This window comes from Microbacterium festucae, from assembly GCF_025421715.1.
Classification (GTDB): Bacteria; Actinomycetota; Actinomycetes; order Actinomycetales; family Microbacteriaceae; genus Microbacterium; species Microbacterium festucae.
The window spans coordinates 284,726-296,812 of the sequence record NZ_JAOEFC010000003.1; the positions used below are offsets into that span (position 1 = coordinate 284,726).

12 protein-coding genes are annotated in these 12,087 nt (G+C 73.4%); 6 read left to right on the top strand and 6 right to left on the bottom strand.

The features are described from left to right. Window positions 1-13: 13 nt before the first annotated feature. Entirely contained in the window at window positions 14-2,620 is a 2,607-nt protein-coding gene (locus N3K63_RS11660) for a xyloglucanase (protein WP_261580346.1), read from the bottom strand. Window positions 2,621-2,792: 172 nt separating this feature from the next. Between N3K63_RS11660 and N3K63_RS11665 the strand changes: the two genes are divergently transcribed. Both N3K63_RS11665 and N3K63_RS11670 read left to right on the top strand, forming a co-directional pair. Further along, window positions 2,793-4,070, top strand: coding sequence for a M18 family aminopeptidase (locus N3K63_RS11665; RefSeq protein WP_261580347.1), 1,278 nt, complete (start codon window positions 2,793-2,795; stop codon window positions 4,068-4,070). Window positions 4,071-4,218: 148 nt separating this feature from the next. After that, complete coding sequence (locus tag N3K63_RS11670) at window positions 4,219-5,439, top strand: MFS transporter (RefSeq protein WP_261580348.1); 1,221 nt, start codon at window positions 4,219-4,221, stop codon at window positions 5,437-5,439. 45 nt (window positions 5,440-5,484) lie between these two features. On the opposite strand, the gene N3K63_RS11675 is transcribed toward N3K63_RS11670, so the two are convergent. Next, window positions 5,485-5,859, bottom strand: a complete 375-nt coding sequence (locus tag N3K63_RS11675) for a hypothetical protein (RefSeq protein ID WP_261580349.1) — start codon at window positions 5,857-5,859, stop codon at window positions 5,485-5,487. A gap of 85 nt (window positions 5,860-5,944) precedes the next feature. Between N3K63_RS11675 and N3K63_RS11680 the strand changes: the two genes are divergently transcribed. Both N3K63_RS11680 and N3K63_RS11685 read left to right on the top strand, forming a co-directional pair. Then, the gene (locus N3K63_RS11680; RefSeq protein ID WP_261580350.1) at window positions 5,945-6,451 is read left to right on the top strand and encodes a bifunctional nuclease family protein; all 507 of its coding nucleotides are present in this window, start codon (window positions 5,945-5,947) and stop codon (window positions 6,449-6,451) included. 12 nt (window positions 6,452-6,463) lie between these two features. Further along, a complete protein-coding gene (locus N3K63_RS11685; RefSeq protein ID WP_261580351.1) occupies window positions 6,464-7,177 on the top strand; it encodes an NUDIX hydrolase in 714 nt (237 codons plus the stop codon). A gap of 17 nt (window positions 7,178-7,194) precedes the next feature. Here N3K63_RS11685 and N3K63_RS11690 read toward each other — a convergent pair whose 3' ends face one another. From N3K63_RS11690 to N3K63_RS11700, 3 genes are read right to left on the bottom strand one after another with little or no spacing between them, the layout of a single operon-like run. After that, a complete protein-coding gene (locus N3K63_RS11690) occupies window positions 7,195-8,232 on the bottom strand; it encodes a hypothetical protein (RefSeq protein WP_261580352.1) in 1,038 nt (345 codons plus the stop codon). After that, window positions 8,229-9,122 (bottom strand): ATP-grasp domain-containing protein, encoded by an 894-nt coding sequence (locus tag N3K63_RS11695; protein ID WP_261580353.1) that lies wholly within the window; start codon window positions 9,120-9,122, stop codon window positions 8,229-8,231. The genes N3K63_RS11690 and N3K63_RS11695 overlap by 4 nt, the downstream gene beginning before the upstream one ends. Before the next feature lie 11 nt (window positions 9,123-9,133). After that, window positions 9,134-9,979: an ion transporter gene (locus N3K63_RS11700; RefSeq protein ID WP_261580354.1), complete on the bottom strand. Its 846-nt coding sequence runs from the start codon at window positions 9,977-9,979 to the stop codon at window positions 9,134-9,136. Between the two features lie 78 nt (window positions 9,980-10,057). On the opposite strand from N3K63_RS11700, the gene N3K63_RS11705 reads away from it, so the two are divergent. Beyond that, on the top strand, window positions 10,058-10,663 hold the full coding sequence (locus N3K63_RS11705) for a dihydrofolate reductase family protein (RefSeq protein ID WP_261580355.1): 606 nt from the start codon (window positions 10,058-10,060) through the stop codon (window positions 10,661-10,663). Between the two features lie 99 nt (window positions 10,664-10,762). On the opposite strand, the gene N3K63_RS11710 is transcribed toward N3K63_RS11705, so the two are convergent. Further along, window positions 10,763-11,620, bottom strand: a complete 858-nt coding sequence (locus N3K63_RS11710; protein WP_261580356.1) for an SDR family oxidoreductase — start codon at window positions 11,618-11,620, stop codon at window positions 10,763-10,765. Window positions 11,621-11,716: 96 nt separating this feature from the next. On the opposite strand from N3K63_RS11710, the gene N3K63_RS11715 reads away from it, so the two are divergent. After that, on the top strand, window positions 11,717-12,079 hold the full coding sequence (locus tag N3K63_RS11715) for a winged helix-turn-helix transcriptional regulator (protein WP_261580357.1): 363 nt from the start codon (window positions 11,717-11,719) through the stop codon (window positions 12,077-12,079). Window positions 12,080-12,087: the final 8 nt, after the last annotated feature.

Here is a 12,087-nt window from a genome sequence, read left to right on the forward strand (position 1 = left end):
TCGGCGAGGTGGGCTAGGGGAGCGGCTCCCAGGGGCCCCAGGGGGTGCCGGGGGCCTGGCCGCGCGTCCACCACTGGGCGCGCCACAGGGTGCCGTCGGCGTCGGTGACCACGTCGCCGGCGGTGAAGATGCGCGACGCCGTCCAGCGCGCGACGCCGCTGGGGGCCGCGTCGACCTCCTGCCACGGGCCGGTGCTGCCGCCGGGGCGCTGCCCGCGGGTCCACCACGAGGCCACCCACACCGCGCCGTCGAAGCCGACGACCTCGCCGGTGTCGTAGGTCGCCGACGACGACCACTGCGCCGGGGCCGCGGCGGCCGTGTCGTCGCCGACGATGATGCCGCGGCCGTTGGTGGCCACGTACACCCGCCCGAACACGTCGGGGTCGCCCTCGATGTCGGCGCCGATCCAGCCCCACTCGTGCTCGTCGTCGTTGATGCGCAGCCACGTCGCGCCGTCGTCGGTCGACCGCCAGATGCCGCGGATGCCGTCGCGCTCGGCCGCCGTGAAGATCGTCGGCGACCCGGCACCCGGTGCCGCCTTCCCGAAGCCCACGGTGTCGGCCTCGTCGAAGCCGTCGACCGCCGTCCAGGTGCTGCCGGCGTCGCCCGAGCGCCACAGCCCGTAGGCGCCGTCGTCCTCGCCGCCGGCGAGCCAGACCTCGCCGGGAGCGCCCGGGGTCGCCGCGAAGCGCACCGGCCCCTCGGACGGCAGGCCCGTGCCGACGGCGGCGAAGGTGGCCCCGGCATCCGTCGAGCGGAAGAACCGCCCGCCCGAGAACCCGTAGACGAGGGAAGCGTCGACCCGGTCGGCCTCCACGCGCGCGCCGTCGGGCAGCCCCGTGACGCTCGCCCACGTCGCGCCGCCGTCGCCGGTGCGCCGCGCGGCCGCGCCGGCGGGGGCCCACACCGCCGCCGCCCCGTCGGCGGTGACGGCGATGGTGCCCGAGTCGGTGGCGCCGTCGGCGGCCGGCGAACCGGTCCAGGTGGCGCCGCTGTCGGTCGAGACGGCCGCCACCCGCGCGCCCGCCCCGTCGGTGCCGGCCCGCGCCAGCACGGCGGGGGCGAGGCCCGCGGCGTCGACACTGGTCGCGCCGCCGAAGTAGGGGCCCTGGAAGGTGTTCGTGGCGACGGTGATCTCCTCATGCACGAACCCGCCCAGGTCGAGCATCGCCGAGACGAGGTCGACGTCGCCGGCGGGGGCGACGAGGTCTTGGATGGCGGTCTCCTCGATGCCGTCGGCCGCCGGCGCGATGTGGATGACGCCCTCCTCCTCGTCCCAGGCGGTCAGGTCGGAGGCGCGGTAGATCGTCGCCCCGGTGCCGTAGAGCAGCTCGTCGGGGTCGAACGGGTCGATCTCGAGCGCCGACACCATCCAGCCGAGCTTCGGCGTCGGCTCGGCCCACGGGTCGGGGCCGGAGACGGGCTTGCCGAACGCGAGCCAGGGCGCGCTGTCGATGGACTGCTCGTAGCGCGTCTGCACGCTGGTGCTGCCGTCGGCGCCGAAGACGTAGTCCCACGCGGGGGTCCAGGTGGCGCCGCGGTCGGTGCTGCGGAAGAAGAGGATGTCAGGCCACCACTGGATCTGCGCGGCGACCATGATCGTGTCGGGATGGGTGCGGTCGACGGTGAGCCCGCCGAAGCCGAAGTCGCCGCCGACGGGGCGCTGCGGGGGCGTGATCTCGGTCCAGGTGCCGTCGTCGATGCCGTAGCGCCACACCTGGCCGTCGGAGCCGTCGTAGGGGCCCGAGGTGTTGCTCGTCGTCAGGTAGAGCACGCGCCCGGCCTCGTCGATCACCCCGCGGTGGGGGAGGAACCCGGTGGGCGCCCCGGCGACCGGCTGCCAGGTGGCGCCCGCGTCGTCGGAGCGGTAGAGGATGTCGTCGGTGTCGGCCACGGCGGTGAACAGGGTGCCGGTGGCCTCGCCCGCCGACCCGGATGCCGTGTCGAAGGCCGTCCACAGCACGCCGAGGTTCTGCGAGAGGTAGGAGTTGCCCGACGCGGCGTCGGGAACGAAGTCGCCGGCGTTGGGGAACGGCGACACCTGGGCGAAGGTGGCCCCGGCATCCGTCGATCGCCACAGCCCCTGGCCGCCTTCGGCGCCGAAGTAGACGACGTCGTTGTCGTTGGGGTCGACCTGCAGGCGCTCGCCGATGCCGCGGCCGGGCATGTTGCCGCCGACCTTGAAGGGGAGCGGTGTGGCCTCCCACGTCTCGCCGTAGTCGGCCGAGCGCAGGATGGCTCCGTTGTTCGGATCCCAGTCGTTCGTGTACATGCCGACGGCCGCATAGACCCGCGCGGTGTCGACGGGGTCGGTGGCCAGGCTCAGCACGCCGAGGCGGTTCCAGTCGTCCCAGCCGACGTGGTCGAGCAGCGGCACCCACTCGTCGGCGGCGCGGTCGAGGCGATAGGCGCCGCCGATGTCGGTGCGGGCGTACACCAGGCCCGGCTCGGTCTGGTTGTAGACGATGCCGGGAACGTACCCGCCGCCGCCGATGGCGACCCCCGACCAGTCGTAGGCGGGGGCCGCGGCGTCGTCGGCGCCGGATGCCGGCGGAATGCCGAGCGGCATCAGCATCGCGGCGGCGGCGATGCCCTTGATCGTCTTGGTCGTCTTGCGCACCTGCACACTCCTTCGTGTCCCGGCGGACCGCTGCGGCCACCGGCGGCTCGTCGCCTGCCGCGAGGTTATCGAAGCGTTTCGAATTCGACAACGGGCGGGCATGAGAATCGCCTCATCCGAGACCGGGGCGCCGAACTACGATCGAAGGACCGTCGTCCCGAGGAGTCCCGCTGTGACCGCTGCCCGCACCCATGCCGCCGATCTCGCCGAGTTCGTCGCGGCCTCACCGTCGAGCTTCCACGCGGCCGCCGAGGTTCTGCGCCGGCTGACGGATGCCGGATTCGTCCCGCTCGACGAGCGCGAGCCCTGGCCGTCCGCTCCCGGCGCTCGTCGGATCGTCGTGCGCGACGGCGCCGTGATCGCCTGGGTCGTTCCCCCCGGCGCGACCGCCGACACCCCGGTGCGCGTGTTCGGCGCCCACAGCGACTCGCCCGGGTTCAAGCTCAAGCCGCGGCCGACCACGGGGCGGCTGGGCTGGCTGCAGGCCGGGGTCGAGGTGTACGGCGGGCCGCTGCTGAACTCGTGGCTCGACCGCGAGCTGCGCCTCGCGGGCCGGCTGACCCTCGACGACGGCTCGAGCGTGCTGGCGGCGACGGGGCCGCTGCTGCGGCTCCCGCAGCTGGCGATCCACCTCGACCGCGAGGCCAACGACCACCTCGCCCTCGACAAGCAGCGCCAGACCCAGCCGGTGTGGGGGTTGGGCGAGGCCGACTCCGCCGACCTGCTGGCCGAGCTCGCCGGTGTCGCCGGCGTCGACGCGTCCCGCATCCGCGGATACGACATCGTCACCGCCGACGCCGCGCCCGGGGCCGTGTTCGGGCGGGACGACGTGTTCTTCGCGTCGGGGCGCCTCGACGACCTGGCTTCGGTGCACGCCGGTGTGGTGGCGCTGCAGGCCGTCGCCGACGACGTCGCTGCCGACCACATCGCGATGCTCGCCGTCTTCGACCACGAGGAGGTGGGCTCGGGCACCCGCTCGGGGGCGGCCGGGCCGTTCCTCGCCGACGTGCTCGAGCGCGTGTGGGCGGGGCTGGGCGCCGACCGCGAGCAGCAGTTGCGCGCCCTCGCCGGCTCGTGGTGCGTCTCGAGCGACGTCGGCCACGCCGTGCATCCCAACTACGCCGAGAAGCACGACCCGGTCGTGCAGCCGCGACTGGGGTCGGGCCCGATCCTCAAGATCAACGCGAACCAGCGCTACGCGACGGATGCCGTGGGTGCGGCCGCCTGGAACGACTGGTGCGCCCGGGCGGGGGTGAGCTCGCAGGAGTTCGTGTCGAACAACGCCGTGCCCTGCGGGTCGACGATCGGTCCGATCACCGCCACCCGCCTCGGCATCCGCACGGTCGACGTCGGCATCCCGATCCTCTCGATGCACTCCGCCCGCGAGCTCGCCGGCGTCTCCGACCTGCACGACCTGTCGCTCGTGGCCCGCGAGTTCTTCGGCGCCTGACCCGGGCTCGCCCCACCCAGGCGCCGCGCAGGAGGGCGGCGTAGAATGGGGGAGTGCGTTCGCGGGTGCGGACGCGCAGAGGTGCATCTACCTGCTCGACCGGAGCAAGGCGGCACGTGAGAACGAGCCGACTGTTCCGGGAGAGTCCATGGCATCCGATTCCCTCATCCGCACGACCGGGTGGGCCTACTGGCCCATCGCGTTCCTGGCACGACTGCCGTTCGCGATGATGACCGTCGGCGTGCTCACCCTCGTCACCTCGGCGACCGGCTCGGTCGCCCTCGGCGGACTGACCTCGGCGGCCGTCGGCATCGGCGTCGTGGGCTCCGGCCCCGTCATCGGCGACCTCGTCGACCGGTTCGGCCAGCGCCGCGTGCTCGTGCCGGTGGGCCTGGCCAACGGCGTGCTGCTGGCCATGTTCCCGCTCGTGGTGACCCTCGGCTTCGGCGCCGACCTGCTGCTGGCCACCGCCCTGTTCATCGGCCTGACCGCCCCGCAGGCCGCCGCCATGTCGCGCAGCCGCCTGATGGCGCTCATCCTGCTGCGCCTGGCGCCCGAGCGGCGCTCGCGCACGTTCACCCGCGTGATGTCGTACGAGTCGGCCGCCGACGAGACCGCGTTCGTCATCGGCCCGTTCCTCGTCGGCATCTTCGCCGCCCTCATCGCGCCGTGGGCGCCGATCGCGATCGCCGCGGTGCTGAGCTTCGCCTTCGTCACCGCCTTCGCCCTGCACCCCACCGCCTCGGCCGCCGGGCGGGCGACGGATGCCGGCGCGCGAGCGCCGCTTCGTGCGGTGCTCAGCGGCCCGGTGCTCGTGCTGGTGGCCGCCACCTTCGCGGTCGGCCTGTTCTTCGGCTCGACGCTCACCTCGCTCACCGCGTTCGCGCAGAGCCTGGGGGGCGGCGTGGAGGCGGGCCTGCTCTACGGCCTCATGGGCATCGGCTCGGCCGCGCTCGCCCTGGCCGTCGCCGCCCTGCCCGACCGGTTCTCCCTGCGGCTGCGCTGGCTCGTGTTCGCGGCGGTGCTGCTGCTCGGGGCCGTGGGCTACACGGCATCCGCTTCGGTGGGCACCGTGACCGTCTGGCTGCTGCTGATGGGCCTGGGCGTCGGCCCGACGCTCGTGACGCTGTTCAGCCTGGCCGGGCGCCGCGCGCCGGCCGGGCGCACCGCCACGACCATGACGCTGCTCGGTTCGGCGCTCACGCTGGCGCAGGCGCTGGCCTCTGCGGTCACCGGATGGGTCGCCGAAGACGTGTCGCTCACCGTCGCGATGGCGCTGCCGGCGGCGGCCGCGCTGCTGGTGCTGATCTTCGGCGGCGCCAACGCGCTGGCCGAGCGACGCACCGCCGACGTGCTCGTCACCGCCTGAGCGCGGCGCACAGCGCGCCGCACACCGGCGCGGCGCACCCGCGGGTCAGAAGACGAAGAGCTGCCCGAGGATGACCACGGCGAGGAAGAACACGCCGACGATCACGGCGATCGCCGCGAGGGTGCTCTTCGACATCTTCGCGACGCCCCAGCCCACGAGAACGGGCGTGGCCAGCAGGCCGAGCGCGACGATCCACCAGAACGTCACGTAGCCGCCCGTGGTGGCCTCTTCGAGCCGGCCTCCGAACAGCTGCTGCGACAGCGGGTGGGTCGCGAAGCGCACCGCTGCCGAGATCGGCACCGCCACGAACGCGAAGACGATCAGACCGAGCAGGGTCCCCCACATCGCGGGGCTGCCGTCGCCGCTGAGCACGCCTCCGCGCAGCGGGGTCTCGTCGTGGTGCTTGTCGCTGGATGCCATACGACAGAGCGTATCGGGTGCCCGGGGTGCGGCCACCGGTGCGACACTGGGGAGAACACGTCAACGCGGCGGAAGGGGTGAGGTCATGGTCCAGGTCATCGTGGGCGGCATCGCCCTCGACGCGGCCGGCGAGCACGTCATCCTGCTGCGCCCGGTGGGCCAGCTGCCCGGCGCCGGCAAGGTGCTGCCGATCTGGATCGGCGCGCAAGAGGCCACGTCGATCCTCATCGCCGTCGAGGGGGCCGTGGCCCCGCGTCCGCTCGCGCACGACCTGATGCGCACGATGCTCACCACCGTCGGCGCCGTCGTCGAACGTGTCGAGGTCACCCGCATCGACGAGGGCACCTTCTACGCCGAGGTCACCCTTCGGCACGGCGGCGGCGTGCACCGCGTCGACGCGCGACCCTCGGATGCCATCGCGCTGGCCTCCCGCACCGCCGCTCCCATCTTCGTGGCCGACGACGTGCTCGACACGGCCGGCATCGTCGACGTCATCGGCGACGACGACGAGACCCCCGAAGAGGTGGAGCGCAGCGTCGAGGAGTTCACCCGGTTCCTCGACGACGTCGACCCCGAAGACTTCAAGGGCTGAGGCCGGCCGCCCATGGGTCGCACCGCCACCGACAGCGCCCGCGCGCAGCTGAGCGCGCTGGCCGCCGGCGCGCCCGCCCTCGTGCCCGCCGCCGCCGGTGACGCCGCGCCGGGCCCGTCGGGCGCGCCGGCGCGACCGGCCGCGGTGCTGATCCTGTTCGGCGTGCTCGACTCCCTGCCCAGCGACCACGACGCCCAGTCCCACGCGGTCTCGCGCGACCTCGACGTGCTGCTGCTGGCGCGTGCGACGACGCTGCGCTCGCACCCGGGGCAGGTCGCCTTTCCGGGCGGGCGGGTCGATCCGGGGGATGCCGACACCGTCGCCGCGGCGCTGCGCGAGGCGCGGGAGGAGACGGGTCTCGACCCGGCGGGCGTCGACGTGCTGGGCGCACTCGACCCGGTCATGCTCGACTACTCCCAGCACCGCGTCACTCCGGTGCTCGGCTGGTGGCGGCATCCGTCGCCGGTCGGCGTCGTCGATGAGGCCGAGTCGGCCGACGTGTTCCGCGCGCCGGTCGCCGACCTGCTCGACCCCGCCAACCGCGGCGTGACGGTCATCCACCGCGACGGCCGCAGCTGGCGCGGGCCGGGCTTCCTCGTGCGGCACGCGACCGGCGAGCACCTGGTGTGGGGGTTCACCGGCATGCTGCTGGACGGACTGTTCGACCGCCTCGGCTGGACCGAGCCGTGGGACCGGCGCCGCGAACTGCCGCTGCCGACCCTGTGACGCGGATGCCGGTCGGGTCAGTCCTCGCTCGGTGAGGGCGACACAGTCGGTGCGGGCGCCGGTGTCTGCGCCGCCCGCCGCCGGGCGATCACCCCGCGCAGCAGCAGGCCGAGTGCGGCGGTGATCACGGTGGCGAGGATCGGACGCAGCGCGAGCTCGGGGGTCAGCAGCGCCAGGCCGAACACGGTGAGGCCGAAGTCGAGCATCTCGCCGGGCGCCGTGGCGTACACGCGGGTGCCGAGCGCGTTGGCGATGCCGGTCATCGCCGCGGGGGCGACCCACACCAGCAGCAGCGCGCCGACCGCCGCGACGATGCGGCCGGGGGTGCCCACCCCCGCCCACGCGATCGCGACGCCGGTGAGCACCGGGGCGATCCACTGCACGAGGGTGAGCAGGAACGGGTAGTCGGTCGGCACCGAGCCGAACGGCACGATGAGGGCGGCCACCCACGAGCCGAACGCGATCGCGCCGGCGGTGAGGCCGATCACCGCGCCGCCACGGGGCGCGCGGGCGATGAGCACGGTGGCGAGCACACCCAGCAGCACGGTGACCACCGCGCCCGCGGTGAGACCGGCGAGGTAGATGATCGCCTCGTCGGTGTCGGGCAGCAGCGTCGAGAGAACGAGCGCGGTCTGCACGACCGCGAGCAGCTGGATGACGACGACGCCCGCGACGAGCGTGGTCGTGCCGGCGCGGGCGCTGCGGGCGCGCAGGGCCCGGCCCGCGATGCCGGCGGCGGCGGAGCCGACCATCAGCAGCGCGAAGATCAGCGACACCGCGTACTGGCTGAACGGCAGCAGCACCACCGGCAGGGCGCTGGGGATCTCCGACCAGAAGTTCTGGATCGGCAGGCGCGCTCCGGTCAGCAGCCACGGCACGAGGGCCACGACGGCGGCCACCGCGCCCACGCCGAACAGCAGCCAGCGCGACTGCGGCGGTGCGGTGACGGCATCCGGCGAGGAGGGTGCCGTGGTCTGCGGTGTGCTGGCCGCCGCGTTCTCGGCTGCGCCGGCCGAGCCCTTCGCGGTGTGGGCCCGGCGCTTCGGTGTGCTCATCGTGCGGCCTCCACAATGGCGTCGGCGATGGGGCCCACCGCATCGGGGGCGACGTGCAGGTTCAGGGCCGGCTCGATCAGCTCCACCTCGATGACGACCAGTCCGAACGCGGCCGAGTCGACGGTGTCGACGCGGGCGTAGAGCGGCACGTCGCCGCCGGTCACGGCGGCCACGGCGCGCAGCACGTCGTCGGCGAAGGCCCGCTCGGCGTCGGTGGTGGCCACCGGCACCGGGTTCTCCTGGTAGACGCCGCCGATCAGTCCGCCGCCGCGGGCCAGGAGCGCCCCCTTCGCGATGGCGTGGCTGAAGTGCCCCGACATCGCGTACAGCGCCTTCTCGGCCCCGGCCGACAGTTCGGGGATCTCGGGCTGGATCATCGCCACGCCGCCCGTGGCGATGATCCGCTCGGCGAGGGCCTGCGCGGCGGGGTCGTCGGCGTGGAACAGTCCGGTGTCGCGGGCCGCCGCCGACACGGCCGGCTTGACGACGACACCGCCGTCGGCGTGCGCGGCCAGCGCGCGGCGCGCCTCGTCGCTCGTGCGGCAGTACGCGGTGGGCACGACCGCCACGCCCGCCTCGGCGAGCTGGCGCAGGTAGTGCTTGTCGAGGTTCCACCGCACCACCGCGGGGGTGTTGCGCACGCGCGTCAGCGCCTCGGCGCGGTCGAGCCAGGCCTGGAACTCGTCGAGCCGATCCGGGTAGTCCCACGGGGTGCGGATGACGAGCAGGTCGAAGGCGGCGAGGTCGACGGCTGCGTCATGCCACACCACCGCTTCGGCGCGTGCGCCACGGGCGATGAGGGCGGCCACCAGCGGTGCGGTGTCCTGGTCGGGGTCTTCGGGGGCGTAGAAGCCGGCGTCGGTGACGACGATGCCGATGCGGGGAGACACGGTCACCGAGCCTACTCGGACCCGGCCGATCCGCTCCCGCCGCGCTCTTCCTCCAGCAGTCGTCGCAGCTCGGCGGCCGAGGCCTCCGTCTGCGCGAGCAGCGCCTGCAGCTGCGCGGCGCGGTCGGTCTCGGTGCCCACCGCGGCGGGCTCGGTCGTCTCGGCCTCGGCGGCGGCGGCGTGCGCGCGCTGGCGCGGGGTGAGGAAGAAGTTCGCGAGGAAGCCGGTGAAGGTGCCGAAGATGCCCACGCCCACGATGATGATGAGCGTGCCGACGATGCGCCCCGCCGCGGTGACGGGGTACTGGTCGCCATAGCCGACGGTCGAGATGGTCACGAGCGTGTACCAGAGGGCATCGGATGCCGTGGTGATGTTGGCGGTCGGATCGGCCGCCTCCGCGTACAGCACGACGAGGCTGCCGAACTGCATCACCAGCACGCCCGCCAGCAGCAGCAGCAGCAGCGCGCTGTTGGCGCGATCGCGCACGACCGTGAGGAGGATGTGGCGCGCGCCGGTGCGGTGGAACAGGTGCACCACCCGGCGCAGCCGGAACACGCGCAGGATGTTCAGCTGGGTCGCCGGCACCGCCGACAGCAGGTCGGCCCACCCGAAATCGCGCCAGAAGTAGTGCGCGCGGGCGGGCGCCGTGAAGAACCGGTAGAGGAAGTCGACGAGGAACACGACGGTGAACAGCGCGGTCATGGTGGTGAGCACGGTCTGGATCTGCGGGTCGTTGTAGAACACCCACCACAGCACGATGTTCACGATCGACAGCACCGACAGCAGCCCGATGAAGACCTCGTACGGGATGTTCTTCAGTTCGTCACGCTGTCGTGGGCGCACGAGGCGTCTGGCCATCGGGATCCTCTCGTCGGCTGCGCCCATCGTCCCACCGCACCCTGTCGGGCGGTGGCGGCGCGCGATAGCGTGTCCGCCATGTCGACCGTGATCGCCACCATGTCCCTGTCGCTCGACGGCGTCGGGGCGGGCGAGAACCAGACCGAGCAGCGTCCGTTCGGCGACATGCCCGAGGGCGTGCTGCACCGGTGGATGTTCGAGACCCCCGACGAGAACCGGGCCGAGATGGACGCGATCGTCTCGGCGGGCGCCTATGTGATGGGCCGCCACATGTTCGGCCCGGTGCGCGGCGAGTGGTCGAGCCACCCCGGCCCGTGGCGCGGCTGGTGGGGCCCGAACCCGCCGTACCACGCGCCGGTGTTCGTGCTCACGCACCACCCGCGCGAGAGCCTCGAGATGGAGGGCGGCACCGTCTTCCACTTCGTGACCGACGGCATCCACGCCGCCCTGGAGCGTGCCCGCGAGGCCGCCGGCGAGCGGAACGTCCACATCGCCGGGGGCGTGTCGACCACCCGCGCCTACCTGCAGGCGGGGCTCGTCGACGAGCTGATGCTGCAGATCGCGCCGGTGGTCGTCGGCGACGGGCTGCGGCTGTTCGAGGGGATCGACGGGCTCGCGCTCGAGCAGCTCTCGGTGCGGGCCGCGTCGTTGGTCACGCACGTGCGCTACCGCGTCGTGCGCTGACGGCGCGCCCGTGACCATCCGTCGGAGCCGTGGGGCAGGTGTTGCCTCCCGGGTCACGCCCGTGCACACCTGCCCCAGCGGTCCGACGGATGGTGCCGGTCAGGCCAGCGCGGCGCGCAGTCCGTCGACGAACGGCGTCGTCGGGCGGCCGATGAGGCGCGAGAGGGTGCCGTCGGTGTCGGCGAGCACGCCGTCGCGGATGCCGGTGTCGATGCCGGCGACGAAGCCCGCCACCTCGGCGGGGAGCCCGGCGCCGACGAGTGCGGCGACGTGCTCGTCGGTGGTGAGGCGCACGTACGAGACCTCGCGGCCGAGCACCTCGGCCGCCGCCGCGGCGATGTCGTCGTAGCCGAGGACGGTGTCGCCGGCCAGCTCGTAGACCTGGCCGATGTGTCCGTCGCCGGTGAGCACGACCGCGGCCGCCTCCGCGTAGTCGCGGCGGGTGGCCGGTGCGATCACGGCCTCGCCGACCGAGGCGGCGATCACGCCCGAGTCTGCCGCGCGCTGCACGTCGGCCACGTAGTTCTCGACGTACCAGTTGTTGCGGAGGATCACCGCGGGAAGGCCGGCAGCGGCGATCGCCTCTTCGGTGGCCTTGTGCTCGCCGCCCAGCGCCCAGTCGAAGGTGGTGGCCTTCGGGGCGCTGGTGTAGACGAACTTCGCCACGCCGGCCGCGACGGCGGCGTCGATGACGTTCTGGTGGCCGGCGAAGCGCGCGCCGGGCTCCGAGCCCGAGATGAGCAGCACCGTGTCGACGCCCTCGAGGGCGGCGGCGACGGTGGCGGGGGCGTCGTAGTCGACGTGCGCGGTGCGCACCCCGCGGTCGGCGAGGTCGGCGACCTTGTCGACCGAGCGGGCGCCCGCGACGATGTCGGATGCCGGTGTGCCGCGCTCGAGCAGGGCGTCGACGACGAGGTGGCCGAGCTGTCCGCTGGCGCCGGTGACGAGAATGGTCATGAGGGGAGTCCTTTCGATGGGATCACCGGTCAGAACCTCCCCCGCCCGGGTTTACATTCCTTCTCGGGGGTACCCACTTTTCGGTAAGGTACCCACATGGCAGTGAGTTTTGCGGAGATCCGGGCGTCGCGTGACAAGGTGTTCACCGAGAACTGCCCGACGCGGGTCGTGCTCGATCATGTGATGAGCAAGTGGGGCGTGCTCGTGCTGCTCGCCCTCACCGACGGCACCCTGCGCTGGGGCGAGCTGCGCCGCACGGTCGACGGCATCAGCGAGAAGATGCTCGCCACGACGCTGCGCACGCTCGAGGCCGACGGCATCGTGCAGCGCACCGCCTATCCCGAGGTGCCCCCGCGCGTGGAGTACGCCCTCACCGCACGCGGCGACGCCCTGATGGAGCGGATGCTGCCGCTCATGGCGTGGATCGCCGACGAAGCCGACGACATCGTCGCCCGCTGACGGGCCCG